Here is a 23,594-nt window from a genome sequence, read left to right as displayed (position 1 = left end):
TATTATCCGGCTTGCCGACTCTTTGTGAAAAGCATCGGCAAGCCATGGATAATAAGAACTTAAGGAAACACTCTTTTTTATTGTTCCATAATATGACAACTATATTTTTAAAACCATAAAAGCATGAGCAAATTTAACCCACTAAAGAAATGGATTCTTTCATTAGGAATCGCAGCCCTCGCATGGAGCGGAATAACAAATGCCAACGCCAATTCACCCATTATTTCCAATGAGGTGTACAGCAATCTGCCATTTCAAATGGCTAAAGTAGAACAACCTGTTTTCCCCGACTATACCCGGTCGATTACCGAATTTGGCGCTATAGCCGACGGAATTACATTAAATACAGAAGCGTTTGCCAAAGCGATAGATGCTGTTGCGCAACAAGGAGGAGGAACCGTAACAGTACCTGCAGGATTGTGGCTAACCGGTCCGATTGTGCTGAAAAGCAATATTAATTTGCATTTGGAAGAAAATGCATTGGTACTCTTTACAGCCGACCATACACAATATCCCATTATCAAAACTTCATTCGAAGGACTAGAGACACGCCGTTGCCAATCGCCTGTATCTGCCAACGGGGCTGAAAACATTGCCATTACCGGTAAAGGCGTAATGGACGGAAACGGTGATACCTGGCGTCCGGTAAAAAAAGGGAAAATGACTTCAAGCCAATGGAAAAAGCTGGTCGCTTCGGGCGGGGTGCTTAATGAAAAAGGCGATGTTTGGTATCCCAGCGAAGGGTCTATCAAAGGGGCAAATGCTTGCAAAGAATTCAATGTACCCGAAGGCATCGAAACCGAAGAAGAATGGAACAGCATCCGAGACTGGCTCCGCCCTGTATTGCTGAGTTTCATTAAATGCAAAAAAGTATTACTCGAAGGCGTAACTTTTAAAAATTCACCCAGCTGGTGCCTTCATCCGCTTTCATGCGAAGACCTTACCATATATAATATAAGTGTATCGAATCCTTGGTATTCGCAAAACGGCGATGCCCTCGATATCGAGTCTTGCAACCGTGTATTGGTACTTGATAGCAGCTTTGATGCCGGAGATGATGGTATATGCATCAAATCGGGCAAAGATGAAAGCGGACGATTGCGCGGTGAACCTTGCCAAAATGTCATTATCCGTAACAATGTGGTGCTTCACGGACATGGCGGATTTGTGGTAGGTAGCGAAATGTCGGGAGGCGTGAAGAATATCTATGTAGATAATTGTACGTTCTTGGGAACCGATGTAGGTTTACGTTTCAAGAGTACACGTGGACGTGGTGGAGTTGTGGAAAACATTCACATCAACAACATCAATATGATTAACATCCCGAACGAAGCCCTCATCTTCGACTTGTTCTATGGTGGAAATGCACCGGGTGAAGGAGATGCTCCGGGCGCACCGAAAGAAGAAGCCGTTCCGCCTGTTACCGAAGAGACTCCGGCTTTCCGTGATATATTCATCAAGAATGTTACCGCAAAAAATGTGGGACGTGCCATACTTTTCAACGGACTCCCCGAAATGCCTATCAAAAACATTTTCCTTGAAAACGTAACGATTTCCGATGCAAAGGACGGTGTAACCTTAAACCGTGCCGAAAATGCGACTCTGAAAAATGTGAAAGTTATTACTACGAAAGGAGAAAATAACTTGAAAATGATGGGTGTAACCAATATTACCATAGGAAACAAGAAATATGCTAAAATCGGAAACAAAACCGAATCATATAAATTCTAACCTAACAATTGAGTAAATTTGTCAGTTCGAGCGTATAAATAATCAAACTATTTCAAAGGACACAGGATATTATAGGGATAATAACTCAATGTATTCTGCGTCCTTTGCATTATATACAATCTTACTATCATGAAAACATTTACGACCCTCTGTCTGGCATTACTGGCGGGAAGTTTTTCCGCTTTTGCCCAAAACAATATAGGAAAAAAAATACAGGTTATTATAGAAAACCCTTGGCTAATAGAGAAAACCGATGAACCCGTCGTAATAGACTTGCATACCTTAAAAACAGATTTTACGGTAAAATCAGCCTTCGTATCCGACGGCACTTCAGAAGTGCCGTCCCAACTGGATGATATGAACGGCGATACCCGTGCCGATGAATTGGCATTCGTTATCAACATGCCTGCAAAAAGCAAGAAAACGCTTACCGTTACCCTCTCTCCCCAAAAGAGCGATAAGAAATATCCCGCACGTGTTTATGCTGAAATGCTTTTCCGTACTTCCAAGAAAAATAAATACGCCAAAGGGTATGCTATCTATGCTGACGGAAATGCCAACACCTATAATATACAACATCACCACGGCGTAGCTTTTGAAAGTGAATTAGTGGCATACCGCATTTACTTCAATGAAAAGCAAACCACCGATCTTTACGGCAAATTCCATAAAGGGCTGGAAATCGAAGAAAGCCAATTCTATCCCACCGATAAGCAACTGAAGCAAGGCTTTGGCGATGATGTCATTAAAGTAAATAATAGTTGCGGATCCGGAGCACTTCGGGGCTGGAATGGCACACAGACCACGATGATTCAACCCGTAGCCATCCGTGGGCAACGGATTCTTGCCAACGGACCTATACGTACTGTAGTAGATGCCGAAGTAAAAGGCTGGCAATACCAAGGCAAAGAATTGAACATGATAAACCGCTATACCCTGTATGCCGGACACCGTAATGCACAGGTGGATGTGATTTTCGATGCTCCGCTTACGGATGAAGTATTTGCCACCGGTGTGCAAAACATTACCGGACATGCTGATATGTTTTCGGACCATGAAGGCCTCGTGGCTAGTTGGGGAACAGATTGGCCCGTAAACGACACCGTTAAATATAAAAAAGAGACCGTAGGACTTGCCACTTATATCCCTAAGAAACTGGTGATAAAAGAAACCGCTGATAAAGAAAATTTCCTCTATACCGTAAGTGCCCCCGGACAAAGTTCATTCCGCTATTATACGACATTCACTTCGTGTAAAGAGACTTTTGGATATCCCACCAAAGAAAAATGGTTCGCTTATGTACAGGAATGGAAGAAATATTTGGAACAGCCTATTAAAATACAAATAATCGAATAATCAAAAAAAATAAATCCATGAAAACGATTTTACTCTCAATTCTGTTAGGAAGTTGTATGCTTCCTACGCTACAAGCTCAAGACAATTATGTATCGAAAGTATGGGTGGCAGATCAAGGAGACGGGACGTATAAGAATCCCGTACTTTATGCCGACTATTCCGACCCTGACGTTATCCGCGTAGGTGAAGATTATTATCTCACTTCATCCAGCTTCGGATGTTTGCCCGGACTTCAAGTGCTTCACTCGAAAGACCTTGTAAACTGGAGTATTGTAGGTGCTGCGATACCTCACTCATTACCTCCTGTTTCTGATACAACTCCTCAACATGGGAATCGTGTATGGGCTCCTTGCATCCGTCATCATAACGGTGAGTTCTACATCTTTTGGGGTGACCCCGACCAAGGCATTTTTATGGTGAAAGCCAAAGACGTGAAAGGTCCATGGAGCGAACCTGTATTGGTGAAAGCCGCAAAGGGAATCATCGATACAACTCCGCTTTGGGATGAAGACGGACGGGTCTATTTGGCACATGCATACGCCGGAAGCCGTGCCGGACTGAAAAGTGTCATTGCCGTGTGTGAATTAAGTGCCGATGCTACCCGCACGATAAGTCCCTCACGTATCGTATTCGACGGACACGAAGCTCACGAAACTTGCGAAGGTCCTAAGTTCTATAAACGAAACGGATATTATTACATGTTCTTCCCTGCTGGAGGAGTGCCTACCGGTTGGCAAGTGGTAGCTCGTTCGAAAAACGTATATGGTCCATACGAATGGCGCACCGTAATGGCGCAAGGCGATAGCCCTGTTAACGGGCCTCACCAAGGCGGATGGGTAGATACTCCTTCGGGCGAAGATTGGTTTATGCATTTCCAAGATGTAGGTGCCGCCGGACGTTTGGTTCATCTCCAGCCTATGAAATGGGTAAACGATTGGCCCGTTATCGGTGAAGATAAAGACGGAGACGGATGTGGCGACCCTGTATTGACATGGAAAAAGCCGAACGTGGGAAAGACCTACCCGGTTTGCACTCCGCAAGAAAGTGATGAGTTCAATACCAATATTCTTGGCTTGCAATGGCAATGGAATGCAAATATCAACGATAAATGGCATTTCTGCGATGCAGAACACGGACACTTGCGCCTCTATTCTTATCCGGTAATAGAAAACTACAAGAGTCTGTGGGATGTTCCCAATATGTTGCTTCAAAAGTTCCCTGCTCCAAGTTTCAAGGCAACCATGAAACTGAAGTTTGCTCCTATCGCCAAATACAAAGGCGAACGCACTGGGCTGGTGGTTATGGGTATGGACTATGCCGGGCTCATTCTTGAAAATACGGAAAACGGATTGGTGCTCTCGCAAGTAGAATGCAAAAAGGCAGACCGTGGAGGAACGGAAACCGTCAATGCTACTATACCTTTAAAAGAAAACGAAATATACTTACGTGCTGAAATCACTTCTACTGGTGAAAAAATCAGCAAAAGCGAAGGCGGACATGACCTTGTCGTAATGTGCCAAATGAGTTATAGCACGAACGGAAAGAAATTCCAAAAACTAGGCAAACCGTTCCAAGTAAAAGAAGGCAAATGGATAGGTGCCAAAATCGGTACTTTCTGTACCCGCCCCGCTATCGTAACCAATGACGGAGGATGGGCAGACATCGACTGGTTCCGAATCGAAAAATAGCAAATAATTAAGAAGAGGCTGTCTCAAAATAGAAATAAGCTTTCATTTTGAGACAGCCTCTTCTTTTTCATCACTCAAACAATGATTTATACCAAATTATAGCTTCATTAAATACGCTTTAAACGAAGTGAAGTCTTTCGACATCGGTATGCTTTGCTTCGTGCCGCGCATAAATGCTTGAAGTTTTTCAGGGATGCTTACCTGAGTGCCGATGATAGATTCTACCGTTTGCAAGAACTTGGCGGGATGAGCCGTTTCGAGGAACACGCCCGTTTCACCCGGCTTCAGGCCTTCAGCCAACGCACGATAACCACACGCTCCATGAGGGTCGAGCAGATAACCGGTCTCTTCGTATGCTTTCTGCACCGTCTCGCGGATTTGCTCGTCAGTATAAGTCTCACCGCTGATTTCACTCGAAATAGCTTCATGACTCCCTCCGTATAGGTCAAGGATGCGGGCGAAATTGCTGGGATCTCCTACGTCCATGGCATTGGCAATAGTAGCTATTGAAGGACGGGGAGTGTACACGCCGGTCTTCAGATACTGGTAGAAAATATCGTTGCGGTTATTGGCTGCAATGAAACGCTTGACGGGAAGTCCCATCCGCTTGCCGAAAAGTCCTGCGGTGATGTTCCCGAAATTCCCGCTGGGCACACAGATAACCAGATTATCTGCCTTGCCCAACTTCTTCATCTGAGCATAAGCATAGAAATAATAGAACGCCTGAGGCAAAAAGCGCGCCACATTAATAGAGTTAGCCGAAGTGAGTTGCATGTGCGCTTTCAGTTCTTCGTCCATGAAGGCATTCTTCACCAACGCCTGGCAATCGTCGAACGTGCCGTCCACTTCAATAGCGGTGATATTCCGCCCCAAAGTGGTGAATTGCTTCTCTTGTATCTCGCTCACTTTTCCCTTCGGATAAAGCACATACACATGGATGCCTTCCACACCGAGGAAACCATTTGCCACTGCGCTTCCCGTATCACCCGAAGTAGCGACCAACACATTGACCTGCTTCTTTCCTTCCTTGCGGATGAAATAGCCCAAGAGGCGCGCCATAAAGCGTCCGCCCACATCCTTGAATGCCAACGTGGGTCCGTGGAAAAGTTCCAATGAATAGATGTTATCCTTCACCTTCACCACTGGAGTATCGAAACTCAAGGTGTCGTACACAATTTGCTTCAACACATCTGCGGGCACATCTTCGCCGAAGAAAGCATCCGCCACGCGGTAGGCTATCTCCTGAAACGAAAGGTTTTCTATCTCCTCGTAAAACGATGCGGGCAAAGGTTTGATTTCGCGGGGCATATAAAGACCTTTATCGCCAGCCAGCCCGCGTACTACGGCTTCTTCTAAAGTAGCATCGGAAGCCTGCTTATTCGTACTGTAATATTTCATATTGTTATTGATTACGATTTAAACTAACGCAGAGGCGCAAAAGCGCAAAGGATAATTTTTTAAGAGAAGGCAAAGCACACAGAGTAAAAGCAAACGTCTTAGCGTACTTTGCTTACTCTAAAATAAATACTTTGCGTTTTTGCGTCTCTGCGTTTGATTATTGATTCATAAATAGATTCATAAACTCGTCTTTCTCTAACATACCATATCCGCCCTTTTGGCACGATACCTCATCGTATGCCTGTACCTCGTCCGGCTCGATGCCCGGATAATAAATGAGGAACGGTATCGGCTCTGCCGTATGCGTGCGAAGCTCGCAAGGAGTCGGATGATCGGGAAGCACGGCTATCGCCACCGGCTCGTCCCAGTCCTTCACCGCTTCCCAAATGGGCTTTATGGCACGCTGGTCTAAGTATTCGATGGTCTTTAGCTTCAAGGGGATATCGCCTTCGTGTCCTGCTTCATCGCTCGCCTCGATATGCAGATATACAAAATCATCGGTCTTCAAGGCATCAATGGCGGCTTGCGCCTTGCCTTCGTAATTGGTGGTATAAAGTCCCGTAGCGCCTTCTACATCGATGCAACGCAATCCGGCATAGCGTCCGATGCCTCGGATAAGGTCGACCGCCGTAATCACCGAACCTTTGCGGATAGCAGGGTACTTATTCGATAAAGCCTCCATCTTCGGGCGATAACCGGGACTCCAGGGCCAAATGCTGTTAGCCGGATCTTTACCTTCGCTCACCCGTTTCAGATTAAGCGGATGTTCCGCCAATAATTCTTGCGACTTCAAAATCAAACCGTTCAATAAATCGGCGGTTTCTTGCGCTTCGGGAACCAATGCCTTTACTAAATTCGAACGGAAAGGTTGCAACGGAATGTCGTGCGGAGGCACACAAGCCACGTGCTTGTTCCCGCCTTTCACCACCAACAAGTGGCGGTATTGCACGCCAGTATAGAAATGGATGCGGTCATTGCCCAAACGTTCTTCCAAGAAATGAATCAGTACATCCGCTTCTTCGGTGGTGATATGTCCTGCCGAGTGATTCTTCAACATATCCCCTTCAACACAGACCAAGTTGCAACGCATCGCCATGTCATCGGGAGCCAAATCGACTCCGATGCTTGCGGCTTCCAATACACCACGCCCTTCGTACACCGTAGGGAGGTCATATCCCATTACCGACATATTCGCCACTTCGCTTCCCGGATGGAAGCCGTCGGCTACGGTCTTCAGCATACCCGTGCGTCCCATCCGCGCTAACATATCCATATAAGGCGTATGGGCATATTGCAATAAAGTCTTGTTTCCCAAGGAAGGAACAGCCCAGTCCGCCATTCCGTCTCCCAATATAATCAGATGTTTCATGTTGCTTTTTTAAATATTAGCAATGCTCATAATATCGGCAAACACACCGGCAGCGGTCACACCCGCACCTGCTCCATAGCCTTGGATGAGCATCGGATATTCATTATATCGTTCGGTGGTCAAAAGGATGATGTTGTTGCTTCCGGCTAATTCGAAGAACGGATGATGACGGTCCACCTCCATCAATTCCACCACGCCTTTACCGTCCTCGAAACGTGCCACGAAACGCCAACGCTTGCCTTCACGCTCCACCACCTTGCGGCGTTCCTCAAAGTCTGCATCGAGCGAAGGAATCTTGCGCCAGAAATCATCTAATGAACCTTCGAAGAAGCTATCGGGGATAAAGAGATGTTTCTCTACATCTTCCTGATTCAGGCGATAACCTGCCTCACGTGCCAAAATAACCAACTTGCGCACCACGTCGGTCCCGCTCAGATCGATGCGCGGGTCAGGTTCGGAATAGCCTTGTTCCTTTGCGTTCCGTATGGTTTGGCTCAAAGGCACGTCAGCACTGATTTCGTTGAAGATATAGTTCAGCGTGCCGCTCAATACGGCTTCTATCTTCAGTATCTTGTCTCCGCTATTAATCAAGTCGTTAATCGTATTGATGACCGGAAGCCCCGCTCCCACATTGGTTTCGAAAAGGAACTTCACGCCCCGATGGCGGGCTATCTGCTTCAGCTCGGCATAAAGCTCATAATCCGAAGAAGCCGCTATCTTGTTTGCCGCCACCACCGAGATGTTATGCCCCAAGAAGTCTTTATACAAGGAAGCGATTTCCTCGCTTGCGGTACAATCCACAAAGACCGAATTGAAGATGTTCATCCCGATTATCTCATCGTGCAACACCTGGGTCGATGAAGGCATGCCCTTCTCTTCCAAGTCTTCGCGATAATGGTCTAAGTCGATTCCCGCACGGGTAAACATCGCCTTGTGGCCATTGGCTATCCCCACGATTTTCAGGTTCAGCCCGCGTTCTTGTTTCAAGCGTTCCTGCTGGCTATGTATCTGGTCTATCAAGCTACGCCCCACCGTACCGATACCGCAAATGAAGAGATTCAGCACTTGGTATTCGGAAAGAAAGAACGAGTCGTGTATCACGTTCAAGGTCTTACGGAGCGAACCGCCTTCCACTACAAATGAAATATTCGTTTCCGAAGCGCCTTGTGCACAAGCTATCACGTTGATGCCGTTCCGTCCCAAGGTGCCGAAAAGCTTTCCGGCAATACCCGGTGTATGCTTCATGTTCTCGCCTACGATAGCCACCGTGGCAAGTCCGCCTTCGGCTTTCATCGGACTGATTTCGCCCATTTCGATTTCTTTAGCAAACTCTTCATCGAGCACCTTGCAAGCCAATGCCGCATCTTCATTGCGCACGCCGATAGAAGTGGAGTTTTCCGAAGAAGCCTGAGAAACGAGGAACACACTGATGCCGTTCTCCGCCAAGGTCTTGAAAATACGATAGTTCACGCCGATAACGCCTACCATACCCAACCCCGTCATCGTGATAAGGCACGTATTGTTAATAGACGAAATACCTTTGATAGCTTTCGAAGAATGGTCGGCCTCTTGCTTCACGATAGTGCCCGGAGCATCGGGATTGAACGTATTCTTTATTAATATAGGTATATTCTTATGACACACAGGATAAATCGTAGGCGGATAAACCACCTTCGCACCGAAGTTACAAAGCTCCATCGCCTCTACATAACTCAGTTCGGTAATGGGATAAGCGGTGCTGATGACACGTGGGTCGGCGGTCATAAATCCGTCCACATCGGTCCAGATTTCCAACACATCGGCATCCAGTGCCGCGGCAATGATAGAAGCGGTATAGTCCGAACCGCCCCGTCCCAAATTGGTCACCTCACCCGTCTCCTTATCAGTCGAGATAAATCCCGGCACCAAAGACACACGCGGAATTTCGCGGAACGTTTCACGTACCAAGCGATTGGTCAGTTCCGAGTCGAGAATATGCTTGTTATGTTTCTTCTCGGTCTTGATGAACTGGCGCGAATCGAACCATTGCGCCCCCTCGATAAGTGTAGCCACAATGATAGAAGACAAACGCTCGCCATAGCTCACGATAGTAGCCGAAGTCTTGGGCGAAAGGTCGCGTATCAGGTAAATGCCTTGGAAAATGTCCTTCAATTCACTCAGTAACTCGTTCACACAATCAAGAAGCAGCTCGCGCTTCTCGCCCGCGGGAATCACCGTATATACCATTTCGATGTGGCGGTTCACGATTTCCTTCATCTCCTTCTCGTAGCCCGAATCGCCCGATGCCGCCATGTTCGATGTCTTTATCAGCTTGTCGGTGATGCCTCCCAACGCCGAAACCACTACGATTACCTTATCATCTATCGCCTCAACGATTTTCTTTACATTCAACATGCTATTGACGGACCCTACCGATGTTCCGCCGAATTTCAATACTTTCATACGATTTGTTTCGATATAATTAATAATCGCACACAGATGACACTGATAAGACAGATTTTCACGGATTTAAATTATATCTGCGACCATCCTTTGAAATCCGTGTCATCTGTGTGCGATGAATGATGAACATTTATTTATTGAATTATAAAACACGAAGAAATGCCTGAGTCCACAGGCGTGTATCACGTAGAAACACATATATACAATCACTCAACCCCGAGGGGTCATCCCTGTGGCGGATGTATAAAGGGACATACGCCCCGTGGCACACATCAGATTGATATGAAGATTGTTTCGATTCATGTATAAATGTTTTGTCGTTCGCAAATATAGTAACATTTTTCCATAAACAAGCATATTCGGCGTTTTTTTTGCAATAATCTGTCAAAGTTCCCGTCTGCAAGAGAGAAATCAACTGATAATCCTCCCAGTCCTACCCTAGCAGGACTGGAGTTTTCACCTAGTCAGGACTCGAATTTCATCCGGGTAAGATTGCAATCCTACCCTAGTAGGATTAGAGAAGAACCTAGAAGCAATCGGTTCATGAAGCATATCTCCTTATTTACACAACAAATAAAACAAGTAAAATATCATATCAAATCGCAAAAAGAAGGATGTTTTCAGAAAATTATTTACCTTTGAAGAAATAATACTCATCAAACAGAGCGTCATATTGAACAAAAACGTTATCTTTGCATTGTCTTGGTCGGATGAAAAGACCGGACAGACATATAGAAAGCGTTTTTGCTTTATCCTAAAATCGAAATCTGGAAAATTTTGCACTTAGAAGGATGAAGACAATATGACGCTCATTCTGTTTGCATGTTAACGGTACAGCCTATGTTGTATCCGATTGCATAGCATACGGCGTGAGTATTGTTTCTTTATTCATTTCTAAGTAGGCTTTTTCCAGATGCCCGATTTTGATGAATGCGGACAAGTCCTCACGCCTTTCTTTTGTTTATTTTTTCGCTGACTTCGGAGGATTTATAAGCATCCTTATCTCACCTATGAAACCCAAAGTATGGCTGCTTATGTCGCTGATAGCCTTAGGCATCACGGCATGCGAGTATGACGACAGTGCCCTGAAAGCAGATGTAAACGACTTGAAAGACCGCATCTCAGCCCTTGAAGAGCAAGTGAACCAAATGAACGAAGACATCGTATCTCTACAAGACATTATCCATGCCTTAGACCAAAACATCAGCATTTCGCAAGTAGAGCAAACGGATGAAGGATATATCCTGCATCTGACCGACGGAACCAGCATCAATTTATATAACGGGAAAGAGGGAAGCAGTGGAGCCAATGCACCTATCATCGGCATAGCCCAAGAAAACGGAATCTACTATTGGACATTAACGACCGATGAAAAAACTACTTGGCTAACCGATGAAGCAGGAAACAAACTTCCCGTAAGCGGAGCTTCAGGCATCACACCGCTTTTAAGCATAGACGAAAAAATAATCCTCTGGAAATTGTGTATTTGCCCTCTTCTTCACAAGAATATTTTGGCAAGTACGATCAAAGAAATAAATTCACATTTTGGGGCGAACAAGATTTTTATGGAAAATATCCAAGACCTTATCACATAGATGGATACCAATACCCCGAATTCATCTACAAATAAAGTAGCCTTCTAACCAAGCAATCCTCCCGAAAGCATCCGCATCAGACACTTTCGGGAGGATTTGTTTTTATAAGCGTATTACTATTACAACGGATAAAGCTTGATAAGACGAAACATATAGCTGCGTTCCCAAAGTAATATAAGTGCATCGGCGGTACGATTAGTAATCGTCATGCGAAGTAAGCTATATATACGTCAAAGAACCTACCTATTCATTCTGACTTTTATCACGTCCATATCGCACACATGATTGGATTACCTCCCCTAATCTCGTCAAAATATGACGAGATTAGCTTACGTATTCATATCAAACAACACCCTAACGGGTATAATGCATATAAGTTTTATTGATTTTATACCCGAAAAGGTGTAAAGCAAGAAACTTTTCTTATATTTGCACCTTAAAGGGTATAATTTATGAAACAAACGACTTTATCTGTATTCGTAAAGGCAATGCGCAAGCAATACAACCTTACGCAAGTAGACTTGTCCGAAAAATCAGGGGTGGGCTTGCGCTTTGTACGCGAACTGGAACAAGGCAAGCAAACCATCCGACTGGACAAAGCAAACCAAATACTAAATCTTTTCGGTTACGAAATAGGCGCAGTGCCGATAAATAAAAATGAAGAGCAATGAAACAAGCTATTGTATTTTTACGTAATATCAAAGCCGGCATACTGACAGAGGACGAAAACGGCTACACTTTTCAGTATGATGCAAGTTTCTTAACATCGGATAAAGCGGAGGCCATCAGCCTCACTTTACCATTAAGCGACAAACCATTTCAAGATAAAGTGCTCTTCCCGTTTTTCGATGGTCTGATTCCAGAAGGCTGGCTACTGGATATTGCAGAAAAGAACTGGAAAATTAATGTCCGAGACCGAATGGCACTGCTTTTAGCTTGTTGTAAAGATTGTATAGGAGCAGTAGGTGTTGAACCTCTAACCATTGAAGAAATATAATTATGGCGAAATGTCTATATTGTTATAAAGAATTGGAAGAAGGTGAACTGGATTTCCATAAATCTTGTTCAATAAAAATATTCGGAAGCCCTATCGCCCCGAAATTGCCATACACACGCGAGAATCTGACCGATCTTGCCAAACAAGTCATACGTAGCCAAACGACACTGACCGGAGTACAAGCCAAACTTTCATTAGACATCAATAAAGGCGGGAAAAACGAAGAAGAACGTTTTACTATTGTCGGATTATGGGGACGTTATATATTAAAACCTCAAACCGACCGTTTTGAATGTCTGCCCGAAACGGAAGACTTGACTATGCATTTAGCCGAACTTGCCAGAATAAAAGTCGTGCCTCATAGCCTGATCCGTTTTGCCGATGGAGAACTTTGCTACATTACCCGACGGATAGACCGTACCGACAAAGGAGATAAATTAGCCATGGAAGATATGTGCCAACTTACGGAACGCCTAACCGAATATAAATACAAAGGTTCATACGAACAAATAGCCAAGACCATACAAAAGTATTCATCTGTAGCCAAATTAGACCTGATCAATTACTGGGAACAAGTCATATTCTCATGGATTACGGGAAATGCCGATATGCACTTGAAAAACTTTTCTTTATACAGCAAAGAACGAGGCATTTATAACCTTACCCCTGCATACGACCTGATTTCCACAGCTTTGGTCATGCCGGAAGATACTGAAGAGTTAGCTTTGACCTTAAATGGGAAAAAACGGAGACTTAAGAAATCCGACTTTATAACAGCAATGCGGGCATCCGGTCTGGAAGACAAAGTCATAGAAAATGTCTTCCACAAATTCCAAAAAACACAAGACAAATGGATGAAATTCATCAACATTTCGTTTCTACCTGATGAGATGAAAGAAAAGTACAAAGATATTATAAACCGGAAATTAGAAATAGCCAATTCTCCCAATTAGATTGCACCCTTTCCTACGAAAATCTGCACAAACTATTGCAAGAGAATAAAAAATCTCCTATTTTTGTTCACAAAACGTATTGATAAACATTTAAAAGCAACAAGAATATGGCAGATTCTAAAACAATCCTCAGCGCAGCTGAAGAGAAAATGGATATGGCAATCATGTATCTGGAAGACGCATTGGCACATATCCGCGCAGGAAAAGCCGATGTTCGTCTGCTGGACGGCATCCGTGTAGATTCTTACGGAAGTATGGTTCCTATTAATAATGTAGCGGCGGTCACTACCCCCGATGCGAGAAGCATTGCTATCAAGCCGTGGGATAAGAGCATGTTCCGCATTATCGAAAAGGCAATTATCGACTCTGACCTGGGCATTATGCCCGAAAACAACGGCGAGATTATCCGTATCGGTATTCCCCCGTTGACCGAAGAACGCCGTAAACAACTCGCCAAGCAATGCAAAGGCGAAGGAGAAACGGCTAAGGTGAGTGTGCGTAACGCACGCCGCGACGCTATCGATGCCCTGAAAAAGGCAGTAAAGGAAGGCATGGCGGAAGATGAACAGAAGAACTCGGAAGCCAAACTCCAAAAGACGCACGACAAGTATATCAAGCAAATCGAGGACTTGCTTGCCGCTAAGGATAAAGAAATCATGACGGTATAATTCCCTATTGGAGAATATGACAAAATAAAAAATTGAACACAGAGACACAAAGACACAGAGAAAAAATTTTCTTATAAATCAACGGATAATAAAACTCCGTACCTCTGTGTCTCTGTGTTTTTTAAAAAACATTTCACTTGGAAAAAGGATTAGTCATTAAAAACACAGGAAGCTGGTATGTGGTGAAGACCGAAGACGGAAGGCAAATCGAATGCAAGATTAAAGGCAACTTCCGCCTGAAAGGAATCCGCAGCACCAATCCAATTGCTGTAGGAGACCGTGTGCGTATCGTTCTGAACCCCGAAGGCACCGCTTTCATTACCGAAATAGAAGACCGCAAGAATTACATCATCCGCCGGGCTTCGAACCTCTCCAAGCAATCGCACATCATTGCTGCCAACCTTGACTTATGTATGCTGGTGGTGACCGTCAATTATCCCGAAACATCCACGATCTTCATCGACCGTTTTCTGGCTTCCGCCGAAGCCTATCGAGTGCCTGTGGCATTGGTATTCAATAAAACAGACCTTTACTCGGAAGATGAATTACGGTATCTTGATGGATTAATCAACCTTTACACACACATCGGATACCCTTGCTTCCGCATTTCCGCTCTGAATAACGAAGGCATCAATGAAATAAAGGAAGAACTGAAAGGAAAAATCACACTCTTTTCCGGACATTCGGGTGTAGGCAAATCTACACTTATCAACGCCATTCTGCCCGAAGCCAACCTAAAGACCGGAGAAATATCCACGGCTCACAACAAAGGGATGCACACCACGACTTTTTCCGAAATGTTCCCCGTAGAAGGCGAAGGATACATCATCGACACACCGGGCATCAAAGGATTCGGCACCTTCGACATGAAAGACGAGGAAGTGGGACATTACTTCAAAGAGATTTTCGAGTTCTCCGCACATTGCAAATACGGGAACTGTACCCACCGGCATGAACCGGGATGCGCCGTACGCGAAGCCGTAGAGAACCATTACATCAGCGAATCGCGCTATGCATCCTACCTTAATATATTGGAAGACAAGGAAGAAGGGAAATACCGTGCAGCCTATTAAGTCAAGCAGGCTGTTCTGTTTCCAACTTAATCGGTGTAGTGTTTTCTTTATAAGCAGCAAATCCTTTCACTTTCACCCGTTCTTTCTTTTCCTCTTCACCAATAGCCGCATTGCCCAATTGGTTCATATTATCTTTAATAGCATTATGTGTATCAAAGAAAAAGTCGAGCAACATCTTCAGATGGTCTTCCAATTCCCCTTCATTGGGAGTGAAATACGTGTGGCATCGCGAATGAAGCCCAATGGTTTTCCCATCTTCATCCGCCATATAGACCGTAGTGATTAAAGAATTCACATTCACCAGATTAATGATTTCTTTCAATACCGGAAACGCTTCATTATCTGCATTAATAGAGCCCCACCACGGATTCCATATCATAATGAACCGGTTTTCTTCTTCAGCTGCAATATAAAAATCATCCCCTTGATACTTGAAAGCTATTTGCCCTTCTTCGTTCACTTCGGGTTGGCACCCTATCTTTCTCAAAATATTAAGCACTAAATCTTTTGTACTGATTTCATCCAGTTCATCCTTAGTCATTTGGTCTAAACGTTCCATACGTTTCCGACGTTCGTGCATAGCACGCAAAAGAAACAATACAATAGGCCATAATGCCAATGCAATAACGGCTATCAAAAAGGTAATTTCAGTAATGTTGTTCATAAAGCATACAGATTTGAAGTTGACACACCTAAAGATACGAATAATCTTGATAAAGATTAAGTTTCGGACTTCTTTTATACTTTTTTAATTCAAAAACATGCAGCAAAAGAGCAATGGATTTGTTTTATAGATGTAAATTTGAAAAAAGGAGGAAATTATGAAAAAGATTTTTTCAGGCATAATGCTATTTATGCTATTGTTTGTAACAAATGTTGCACAAGCCCAAGAAACAGAACGTGAACTTACCCGTGAAGAGAAAAAAGCAATGCAAGCGAAATTGGACAGCCTGCTTTTCGAAGAAGCCAAACAAGCCTTGAACAACAAACAGTTCACTTTGGAAGCCGACCAAGTCGTATTCAAATACGGACAGACAGCTTATGTCAATTCGAATACCAATTTCGTATCTGTTGATGGTGAAAATGCAGTGGTTCAAGTTGCATTTAACATTCCCATAAGTGGTCCGAACGGATTGGGAGGCGTAACTGTTGACGGAAAAGTATCATCTTACGAAGTAAAAACCGATAAACGCGGCAACTTGCATTTAAGTATGAATGTAATGGGAGTAGGCATCTCGGCAAGAGTAGATATTGACCTAATGGCAAATTCAAACAATGCCGTAGTGAATATCTTACCCAATTTCAACTCAAACCGCTTAACCCTAAACGGGACATTACTTCCATTGCATAAGAGCAATGTGTTTAAAGGACGTTCAATTTGAATTTTAACAACAAGTGACAGATTATGAAAAAGAAAAGTTTATTATTAACAGGCATAGCCGCACTCATGCTGGCGGCATGCGAAAAAGAACCCGATATGGGACAACTGGACGCCGACTTAGTGGTATATACAGACCATGACAATGGCGCGGATTTTAACCAATATGCTACTTATTATTTGCCGGACAGCATTCTGGAGGCAGGCGAGGTACGCGCTTCCTATTGGACTGACGAAAATGCACAAGCACTTATCAGCGTAGTGGAAAATCAAATGAACCGCTTAGGATATACACGCATTACTGACCCTTCTCTGAAAAACAAGGCAGATATAGGCGTGCAACTATCTTATCTTGCACAAACCAATACCGTAATTTCCAGCGGATATTGGAATGGTTGGTGGGACCCTTTCTACTGGGGAGGCTATTGGGGCGGATGGTATTATCCGTATCCGGTGACATATAGTTACGATACACAAGCCTTAATCCTTGAAATGGCAGACCTGACCGGACGTGAAGATGAAAACCAACGTTCGATACCGGTAATATGGTATGCCAGTGCTTCAGGATTCCAATTCGGAAACAACCGTGTAAACATGCAATTACTGACAGACGGAATAAACCAAGCGTTTAACCAATCGGCTTATTTGGGCACAGACAAATGATAGGAGGGAAATAATATGAAAACATTTTTAAAAAAGATAGCGTTTACATTCTGTATATTTTCGATGTTCGCTTTACAAAGCCGGGCACAATGGGATGCGGAGAAGATGCATCTCCAAATCGACTGGCAAATGAATGCACCTTATTCTACAGACTTTGCAGATAAAATCAGCGGCTGGGGCATGAACTTTGAAGCGGTTTACGATGTTGCCCCACGCTGGGCTGTAGGAGCTTTTATCAATTTTCATACCAACCATAAATACGTAGGCAGACAAACCTTACAACTTTCATCCACCGAATCGCTTACAACCGACCAGCAACGTTCTGCTTATCAGCTACCTTTCGGTATCACCACTTCGTATAATCTCTACAACGGTAAAGTAGTCAAACCTTATTTTGGTGTAAAATTGGGTGCAGCTTACACCCGCTACACAACGTATTATGGCACCGGAGGCGTATACGACAATCCATGGGGATTTTATGCTTCGCCTGAAATTGGATTGAAAATATTTCCATTCAAAAGCAGGCGGCTCGGTTTTCATGTAGCAGGCTATTACAGCTACATGACCAATCAAGCCCAAACTTTAACGGGTGAAGGAATAGACGGACAAAACAATGCGGGCTTCCGCCTCGGTGTAATCTTCTAAGCGATGAACGGTTAATAGTTAATAATGAATAGTTAATAGCGAAGCTTTCGATTAGAGGAAGGAATACCCGTTATAACTATTCATTATTAACTATTCATTCTCTGACGCAGGAGTCATGTCACCTTCTACGTAAAGGCGGATAACTTCTTGTTTAGCATTGGTGCGCAAAGTAATACTTTTGCGGAAGTGTCCCGGAAACTTGCCTGCACCGTTATATGTAACAGTAATTTCCCCACTTTCACCCGGTTTAATGGGCTCTTTAGGATATTGAGGAACAGTACATCCACATGAAGCAATGGCCTGATGAATCACCAAGGGGCCGTTTCCCGTATTCGTAAACTTGAATTTGCAAGTCACTTTCGGACTATCAGCCGAGAAAGAGCCAAAGCTATGTGAAGTCCGGTCGAATTTGATTTCGGCAGTACCAGCCGCATAAGCAACCAACATAACCACTGCCAAAAGAAAAGTTGTAAAAATCTTTTTCATATATGATTTTCTTTTAAACTTCTCCAAAGGTACAGTTTTTTCAACTATCCTATTGCATCGCATTGCCAATTTTCAAGTTTTTTAGTATGTGAGATAAAATATTCAGCAAAAAACTTGCATATTTAAAACAAAACCTCTACCTTTGCACTCGATTTAAGAAAATAGTGATTAACATCGCGGAGTGGAGCAGTTGGTAGCTCGTTGGGCTCATAACCCAAAGGTCGTCTGTTCGAGTCAGGCCTCCGCAACCATTTGATTTAACATCGCGGAGTGGAGCAGTTGGTAGCTCGTTGGGCTCATAACCCAAAGGTCGTCTGTTCGAGTCAGGCCTCCGCAACAAGGGAAAGGGAAAACGAAAGTTTTCTCTTTTTTACTTTTATAAAACAGTAAGTCAATATGACTTCCTTTTATTACCCTTCTATTAATCATTAACCATTTAATTATTATGGCACGGATTTACAATCAATTAACCGAACTTATCGGTCACACTCCCCTACTGAGACTAAACCGACTGAATGAAAAATACCAAACCAAAGCTTTTATACTAGCCAAACTAGAATACTTTAATCCGGGCGGTAGCGTCAAAGACCGTGCAGCATTAGCCATGATAGAAGATGCAGAACAAAGAGGGCTTCTTCAGCCTGGAGCCACCCTTATCGAACCAACAAGCGGAAATACAGGCGTAGGCATGGCATGGATTGCTTCGATAAAAGGATATAAAACCATACTTACCATGCCCGAAACCATGAGCATAGAACGAAGAATGCTATTGAAAGCAATGGGTGCGCAATTGATATTAACTCCTGGAAACGAAGGTATGAACGGAGCTATCCGAAAAGCCAATGAATTACAACAAGAAATTCCCGGCTCTATCATCTTAAAACAATTTGAAAACCCCGCAAATCCAGCAGCACATTTACACACTACAGCAGAAGAAATATGGAAAGACACTGACGGGAAAGTAGATGTATTTATTGCCGGAGTAGGCACAGGAGGTACTTTGAGCGGCGTAGGAAAAGGTCTGAAGGTACATAACCCACAAATAGAAATCATTGCTATAGAGCCAGACTCTTCTGCTGTCCTTTCGGGAGATAAAGCCGGAAGTCACAGCATCCAAGGTATTGGAGCCGGATTTATTCCCAAAACATACAATTCAGATGTAGTAGACAAAATCATCCGAGTAAAAAATGAAGATGCCCTCCAAACCGAAAAAGAATTAGCAGCTACAGAAGGATTATTAGTAGGAATTTCATCAGGTGCAGCCATTTATGCAGCTATCCAATTGGCAACCCAATCAGAATATGCAGGTAAAAACATTATTGCCTTATTGCCTGATACAGGAGAAAGATACCTTTCTGTAATTAATAGTTGATAGTTTATAGTTGATAATTGAAAGTTGGAATTAATAGCCCGCAAAATAAATACTATAAACTATCAACTCTCAATTATCAACTACTTAAAGAGTTTTTCAATATCTTCTTCTTTTACAACCGCAAGCACCACTTTCCCGTCTGGTGTATAAGTAGGAGCAGAAAGTGCAAATAGTCTATCCACAAGATCGTTCATTTCTTCAGCAGTCAAGACCTGACCCGGAACAATTGCAGAAGCTTTTGCTAATGAAAGTGCCAGTGCCTCTTGAACGGCTTCCTTAACATGCCCCCCCTTTTCAATAGCCGATTGTACCAATTCCATAACTAATTTTTCAGGATTCAACCCTTCAATGCCAGCAGGAACACCATTAATAGCATAAGAGCCTCCACCCAAATTGCTCAAATCGAAACCTAATGCTTGCAAATCATCTTTAATTTCCTCCAATACAGGGACTTCTGAAGTTGAGAAATGCACCATTTCCGGGAAAAGCAAACGTTGTGAAACATATTGTTTATCAGTTAATTGATGCATATATTGTTCATACAAAATACGAATATGAGCCCGCTGTTGGTCTATAATCATCAACCCAGATTTTACTGAAGTCAAAATATAACATCCCTTATACTGATAGTGTTGAGTTATATTTTCCTTAACACTCTCCTCAGGATGTGCATCATAAAGTGTTGTCTCTTCAACAGGTTGCTCAACAACCTCTTGCCCTCCTTCATGTTTCCGTTCCAAACCTGTAAAAAGAGGTTCCCAATCGGCTGAATGCTTCCGGTATGACGAAGCAGCTGAATAAGAAGATGGAGGTACGGAAGACGAAACGTTAAAGGGATTATACGAAGGATCGAACGATGTAGAAGGAGGCACAACTCCTCCTTGTTGCATAGGTTCAAACGTAGGTATTTCTGGCATTCCTTCCGTATCGAAATCAATGGAAGGCACAGCATTGAAACGCCCTAAGGTCTCTTTTACAGCAGCAGAAAGGATTTGCCAAACAGCTTGCTCGTTTTCGAATTTGATTTCAGTCTTAGTAGGATGAATGTTTACGTCAATATGCGCCGGTTCTATTTCAAAATAAATAAAATAAGACACTTGTTCACCCACAGGAATCAAATGCTCATACGCATCAGCTATTGCCTTATGAAAATAAGGATGACGCATATATCTTCCATTTACAAAAAAATATTGGCGGGCTCCTTTCTTGCGTGCTGTTTCAGGTCTACCAATAAACCCGTATATTCGAATCATACTGGTAGTTACATCCAACGAAAGCAATTCCTGATTCAGCTTTTTACCAAATACATTCATAATGCGTTGCCGCAATTGGATAGCAGGCAAATTCAACATTTCCGTTCCGTTGTGGTGAAGCGTAAAAGATATATCCGGATTAACCAACGCAATACGTTCAAATTCAACCAGAATATTACTCAATTCCGTCTGGTTTGATTTCAAGAACTTACGTCGCGCAGGCACATTATAAAACAGATTTTTTACACTGAAATTACTTCCGCATGGACATGCTACCGCCTCTTGGCTTTCCACTTTCGAACCAGCTATAGTTAGTTGAGTCCCTAAAGCTTCCCCTTCCTGACAAGTGCGCAATTCCACCTGTGCCACAGCAGCAATGGAAGCTAAAGCTTCTCCTCGGAACCCCATCGTATGAAGAGCAAACAAATCAGAGGCTTCCCGTATTTTTGACGTTGCATGACGCTCAAAAGCCAAACGTGCATCAGTCTCCGACATGCCTTTCCCGTCATCAATGACTTGAATACATGTTTTTCCAGCATCTGTAATCAACACATCAATATGATGTGCACCTGCATCTACTGCATTCTCCACTAATTCTTTTACCACAGACGCAGGACGTTGTATCACTTCACCTGCCGCAATCTGATTAGCTACCGAATCGGGCAACAAACGTATGACATCACTCATATAGTCTTTTGTTTAAAACGAAAATTCACCTGTCACTAAATAATGCAATATAGAGTAACACCACAAATATATTCATGGTGATAGGCACACGGTTTTCTTATTATAAACAGTCCCATACGCTATTCTTTCTTTTCATCAAACAGATGTTGGTTAGGCAATTCTACCGGTCCACGGACATTCTTCTTCAATTGGTCTTCTGCTTTCTTGCTTCGCCAATTGAAAATATCTGCTTTATTCAACGGACGTATATAATCGAACCATACAAAGTTCTCCAATTTATCTTTTCCTTTTGGAATCTGAAGCATCGGATACAAAGTCCCATTTGATTGCGGACTCATCACCATACGTTCCAACTTCTGGTTCTCCAAATAAATTTCCAATTTACTGGTTTCAGATACGTTCATCCCAATCAGAGTACTATCCGAATCCATCGGATAATAAACCAAACGTACAGAACCGATTACTTCGGTCTTATACATTTCTCCATCACGGAAATAAGCTTTCATTTCTTTTCCGGTTACCTGATTATACATAGTTGAATCAAGTTCTTCCACCGACAATGACTGATTGATAATATGTGCCCAATCAATTGTGCTATCATTCATATAAATACAAATCTTCTCGCCTACCAATTGCTGGTTCTTATTCCAAAGAATCGGATCATGATACATCGTCAGACAACTGTCTTTTGTGGAAAATACCAACGAATCTGCAACTCCTTGTACATCTGTACGGTAAAAACGTACTTTATGGAATGCCTGCATTTCACGGAACATTGTATCTGTCTCCAAATAAAAGGTACGCATCATCAACGTATCACCATGCAAAAACAAACTATCTCCTTGGGAATAATCAATACCTACTGCCTTATCGGTGGCAAAAGCAAACTTAGTCTTTTCATTATAAAAGCCGTATTCGCCCGTCATCATATTCTTATTAATCGTATCAGTCATCACCATGTTCCGGAAAGCTTCTCCTGTACCGGCATCACGGTCATAATAAAGCGTATCTCCGGTCAGTTGTTTCCCTTCATTGGTCAAAATTGAACGATTATATAAGTAAGCCTTACCAGTAACCGTATTATAAGTGCCTAATTCCGAATAAATATGATTATTGTCACTATCAATATCCGACGGACCTACGATATCCGCTATCTTTGTTGCCGTATTATATTCCAACGTATCTGAAGTAAGAGTAAATTGGGGATTAACCAATTGGACGTCATAGTTGAATACCGATTGCTTAGTACTAGGGCTATATTGTCCCCATTCTGAAGTCAATACATTTTGTTCATCCATCAATGTCCCTCCATCAAAGAAATAACCTAAATTATACACCCGATCGTAATTCAAGCTATCGGTCAACAAGGTCGTATTCTTATTCTCCATCCGCACATTCATGCGCACTTCGGCTATTTGTGTATTCCCGTCATAATACAAACGGTCTCCATACAAGAAGAGCGTATCTCCTTGATTCATTTTTACATTACTGAATGCTTCAAATGAACTGATTTTATCGTAATAGTAAGCACTGTCACAATACATATATACACTATCATGACGGAAAACCACATTGCCCACTACCACTTGTGCATCGGGATGACGGGAATCTTTACGCAAGATATCCGAATGAATCAAATAGACTTTACTTTTTGCCTGTTGTTTTTTAGGAACCGGTTGTTTTTGTGCTATCGAATCATTCTGACGTGAAACGGTTTGTTTCTGAACAGGCTTTTGTGCCAACAGACAAAAGCCGAAAAGGCATAAGGCACACATTAAAAGTGCCCTATGCCCATTAAGCGTATGTTTTTGGTTTCTCTTTTTCTGCATAATCTACGTTT

The 23,594-nt window shown here is 43.1% G+C and carries 20 protein-coding genes and 2 tRNA genes; 15 read left to right on the top strand and 7 right to left on the bottom strand.

Annotated elements, in window-relative coordinates:
- Positions 1 to 123 precede the first annotated feature (123 nt).
- The 3 genes from B5F91_RS07315 to B5F91_RS07305 all read left to right on the top strand — a co-directional run bounded on the left by B5F91_RS07315 (position 124) and on the right by B5F91_RS07305 (position 4,775).
- Positions 124 to 1,731: a glycoside hydrolase family 28 protein gene (locus B5F91_RS07315; protein ID WP_087428434.1), complete on the top strand. Its 1,608-nt coding sequence runs from the start codon at positions 124 to 126 to the stop codon at positions 1,729 to 1,731.
- Positions 1,732 to 1,860: 129 nt separating this feature from the next.
- On the top strand, positions 1,861 to 3,087 hold the full coding sequence (locus tag B5F91_RS07310) for a DUF4861 domain-containing protein (protein WP_087428433.1): 1,227 nt from the start codon (positions 1,861 to 1,863) through the stop codon (positions 3,085 to 3,087).
- A gap of 17 nt (positions 3,088 to 3,104) precedes the next feature.
- Complete coding sequence (locus B5F91_RS07305; RefSeq protein WP_087428432.1) at positions 3,105 to 4,775, top strand: glycoside hydrolase 43 family protein; 1,671 nt, start codon at positions 3,105 to 3,107, stop codon at positions 4,773 to 4,775.
- A gap of 96 nt (positions 4,776 to 4,871) precedes the next feature.
- Here B5F91_RS07305 and thrC read toward each other — a convergent pair whose 3' ends face one another.
- From thrC to thrA, 3 genes are all read right to left on the bottom strand, one after another.
- The gene (gene thrC / locus B5F91_RS07300) at positions 4,872 to 6,173 is read right to left on the bottom strand and encodes a threonine synthase (protein ID WP_087428431.1); all 1,302 of its coding nucleotides are present in this window, start codon (positions 6,171 to 6,173) and stop codon (positions 4,872 to 4,874) included.
- Between the two features lie 157 nt (positions 6,174 to 6,330).
- Entirely contained in the window at positions 6,331 to 7,542 is a 1,212-nt protein-coding gene (locus tag B5F91_RS07295) for a cofactor-independent phosphoglycerate mutase (RefSeq protein WP_087428430.1), read from the bottom strand.
- 9 nt (positions 7,543 to 7,551) lie between these two features.
- Positions 7,552 to 9,984: a bifunctional aspartate kinase/homoserine dehydrogenase I gene (gene thrA, locus B5F91_RS07290; RefSeq protein WP_087428429.1), complete on the bottom strand. Its 2,433-nt coding sequence runs from the start codon at positions 9,982 to 9,984 to the stop codon at positions 7,552 to 7,554.
- Between the two features lie 1,010 nt (positions 9,985 to 10,994).
- On the opposite strand from thrA, the gene B5F91_RS07285 reads away from it, so the two are divergent.
- From B5F91_RS07285 to rsgA, 6 genes are all read left to right on the top strand, one after another.
- Positions 10,995 to 11,579, top strand: coding sequence for a PL29 family lyase N-terminal domain-containing protein (locus B5F91_RS07285; RefSeq protein ID WP_158099899.1), 585 nt, complete (start codon positions 10,995 to 10,997; stop codon positions 11,577 to 11,579).
- Positions 11,580 to 12,031: 452 nt separating this feature from the next.
- Entirely contained in the window at positions 12,032 to 12,250 is a 219-nt protein-coding gene (locus tag B5F91_RS07280) for a helix-turn-helix transcriptional regulator (RefSeq protein WP_087428427.1), read from the top strand.
- Positions 12,247 to 12,576: a HipA N-terminal domain-containing protein gene (locus B5F91_RS07275; RefSeq protein ID WP_087428426.1), complete on the top strand. Its 330-nt coding sequence runs from the start codon at positions 12,247 to 12,249 to the stop codon at positions 12,574 to 12,576. Before B5F91_RS07280 ends, B5F91_RS07275 begins: the two co-directional genes overlap by 4 nt.
- 2 nt (positions 12,577 to 12,578) lie before the next feature.
- Positions 12,579 to 13,529 (top strand): HipA domain-containing protein, encoded by a 951-nt coding sequence (locus tag B5F91_RS07270; RefSeq protein ID WP_087428425.1) that lies wholly within the window; start codon positions 12,579 to 12,581, stop codon positions 13,527 to 13,529.
- Positions 13,530 to 13,636: 107 nt separating this feature from the next.
- Positions 13,637 to 14,197, top strand: a complete 561-nt coding sequence (gene frr, locus B5F91_RS07265; RefSeq protein WP_087428424.1) for a ribosome recycling factor — start codon at positions 13,637 to 13,639, stop codon at positions 14,195 to 14,197.
- A 137-nt stretch (positions 14,198 to 14,334) separates the two neighbouring features.
- A complete protein-coding gene (gene rsgA / locus B5F91_RS07260; protein ID WP_087428423.1) occupies positions 14,335 to 15,270 on the top strand; it encodes a ribosome small subunit-dependent GTPase A in 936 nt (311 codons plus the stop codon).
- Between the two features lies 1 nt (position 15,271).
- On the opposite strand, the gene B5F91_RS07255 is transcribed toward rsgA, so the two are convergent.
- Positions 15,272 to 15,925, bottom strand: a complete 654-nt coding sequence (locus tag B5F91_RS07255) for a YbjN domain-containing protein (protein WP_162611702.1) — start codon at positions 15,923 to 15,925, stop codon at positions 15,272 to 15,274.
- A 166-nt stretch (positions 15,926 to 16,091) separates the two neighbouring features.
- Between B5F91_RS07255 and B5F91_RS07250 the strand changes: the two genes are divergently transcribed.
- The 3 genes from B5F91_RS07250 to B5F91_RS07240 are packed head-to-tail and all read left to right on the top strand — an operon-like array spanning position 16,092 to position 17,956.
- Positions 16,092 to 16,652, top strand: a complete 561-nt coding sequence (locus tag B5F91_RS07250; RefSeq protein WP_087428421.1) for a DUF4251 domain-containing protein — start codon at positions 16,092 to 16,094, stop codon at positions 16,650 to 16,652.
- Positions 16,653 to 16,675: 23 nt separating this feature from the next.
- Positions 16,676 to 17,311: a DUF4136 domain-containing protein gene (locus tag B5F91_RS07245; RefSeq protein WP_087428420.1), complete on the top strand. Its 636-nt coding sequence runs from the start codon at positions 16,676 to 16,678 to the stop codon at positions 17,309 to 17,311.
- Between the two features lie 15 nt (positions 17,312 to 17,326).
- Positions 17,327 to 17,956: an outer membrane beta-barrel protein gene (locus B5F91_RS07240; protein WP_087428419.1), complete on the top strand. Its 630-nt coding sequence runs from the start codon at positions 17,327 to 17,329 to the stop codon at positions 17,954 to 17,956.
- Positions 17,957 to 18,046: 90 nt separating this feature from the next.
- On the opposite strand, the gene B5F91_RS07235 is transcribed toward B5F91_RS07240, so the two are convergent.
- Positions 18,047 to 18,442 (bottom strand): DUF1573 domain-containing protein, encoded by a 396-nt coding sequence (locus B5F91_RS07235; protein ID WP_087428418.1) that lies wholly within the window; start codon positions 18,440 to 18,442, stop codon positions 18,047 to 18,049.
- Between the two features lie 175 nt (positions 18,443 to 18,617).
- Here B5F91_RS07235 and B5F91_RS07230 point away from each other — a divergent pair.
- From B5F91_RS07230 to cysK, 3 genes are all read left to right on the top strand, one after another.
- Positions 18,618 to 18,693 (top strand) — tRNA-Met (locus B5F91_RS07230).
- Between the two features lie 13 nt (positions 18,694 to 18,706).
- Positions 18,707 to 18,779 (top strand) — tRNA-Met (locus B5F91_RS07225).
- A gap of 108 nt (positions 18,780 to 18,887) precedes the next feature.
- Entirely contained in the window at positions 18,888 to 19,814 is a 927-nt protein-coding gene (gene cysK / locus B5F91_RS07220) for a cysteine synthase A (protein ID WP_087428417.1), read from the top strand.
- An 80-nt stretch (positions 19,815 to 19,894) separates the two neighbouring features.
- Here the strand turns inward: cysK and mutL are convergent, their stop codons facing one another.
- A complete protein-coding gene (mutL, locus tag B5F91_RS07215) occupies positions 19,895 to 21,754 on the bottom strand; it encodes a DNA mismatch repair endonuclease MutL (RefSeq protein ID WP_087428416.1) in 1,860 nt (619 codons plus the stop codon).
- A gap of 119 nt (positions 21,755 to 21,873) precedes the next feature.
- A complete protein-coding gene (locus B5F91_RS07210; protein ID WP_087428415.1) occupies positions 21,874 to 23,583 on the bottom strand; it encodes an OstA-like protein in 1,710 nt (569 codons plus the stop codon).
- Positions 23,584 to 23,594 lie beyond the last annotated feature (11 nt).

Origin of the sequence: Bacteroides sp. An322 (assembly GCF_002161765.1) — a bacterium.
Lineage (GTDB): Bacteria > Bacteroidota > Bacteroidia > Bacteroidales > Bacteroidaceae > Phocaeicola > Phocaeicola merdavium.
The sequence above is the reverse complement of the archived record's forward strand: the minus strand, read 5'-3'. Positions and strand labels throughout refer to the sequence as shown.

Excerpts from the sequence above, each read along its gene's own strand:
- thrA (WP_087428429.1), bottom strand. The coding sequence starts at position 9,984 with ATGAAAGTATTGAAATTCGGCGGAACATCGGTAGGGTCCGTCAATAGC.
- cysK (WP_087428417.1), top strand. The coding sequence starts at position 18,888 with ATGGCACGGATTTACAATCAATTAACCGAACTTATCGGTCACACTCCC.
- B5F91_RS07235 (WP_087428418.1), bottom strand. The coding sequence starts at position 18,442 with ATGAAAAAGATTTTTACAACTTTTCTTTTGGCAGTGGTTATGTTGGTT.
- B5F91_RS07210 (WP_087428415.1), bottom strand. The coding sequence starts at position 23,583 with ATGCAGAAAAAGAGAAACCAAAAACATACGCTTAATGGGCATAGGGCA.
- B5F91_RS07245 (WP_087428420.1), top strand. The coding sequence starts at position 16,676 with ATGAAAAAGAAAAGTTTATTATTAACAGGCATAGCCGCACTCATGCTG.
- mutL (WP_087428416.1), bottom strand. The coding sequence starts at position 21,754 with ATGAGTGATGTCATACGTTTGTTGCCCGATTCGGTAGCTAATCAGATT.
- thrC (WP_087428431.1), bottom strand. The coding sequence starts at position 6,173 with ATGAAATATTACAGTACGAATAAGCAGGCTTCCGATGCTACTTTAGAA.
- B5F91_RS07250 (WP_087428421.1), top strand. The coding sequence starts at position 16,092 with ATGAAAAAGATTTTTTCAGGCATAATGCTATTTATGCTATTGTTTGTA.
- B5F91_RS07315 (WP_087428434.1), top strand. The coding sequence starts at position 124 with ATGAGCAAATTTAACCCACTAAAGAAATGGATTCTTTCATTAGGAATC.
- B5F91_RS07275 (WP_087428426.1), top strand. The coding sequence starts at position 12,247 with ATGAAACAAGCTATTGTATTTTTACGTAATATCAAAGCCGGCATACTG.
- B5F91_RS07285 (WP_158099899.1), top strand. The coding sequence starts at position 10,995 with ATGAAACCCAAAGTATGGCTGCTTATGTCGCTGATAGCCTTAGGCATC.
- frr (WP_087428424.1), top strand. The coding sequence starts at position 13,637 with ATGGCAGATTCTAAAACAATCCTCAGCGCAGCTGAAGAGAAAATGGAT.
- B5F91_RS07295 (WP_087428430.1), bottom strand. The coding sequence starts at position 7,542 with ATGAAACATCTGATTATATTGGGAGACGGAATGGCGGACTGGGCTGTT.
- B5F91_RS07270 (WP_087428425.1), top strand. The coding sequence starts at position 12,579 with ATGGCGAAATGTCTATATTGTTATAAAGAATTGGAAGAAGGTGAACTG.
- B5F91_RS07280 (WP_087428427.1), top strand. The coding sequence starts at position 12,032 with ATGAAACAAACGACTTTATCTGTATTCGTAAAGGCAATGCGCAAGCAA.
- B5F91_RS07310 (WP_087428433.1), top strand. The coding sequence starts at position 1,861 with ATGAAAACATTTACGACCCTCTGTCTGGCATTACTGGCGGGAAGTTTT.
- B5F91_RS07240 (WP_087428419.1), top strand. The coding sequence starts at position 17,327 with ATGAAAACATTTTTAAAAAAGATAGCGTTTACATTCTGTATATTTTCG.
- B5F91_RS07305 (WP_087428432.1), top strand. The coding sequence starts at position 3,105 with ATGAAAACGATTTTACTCTCAATTCTGTTAGGAAGTTGTATGCTTCCT.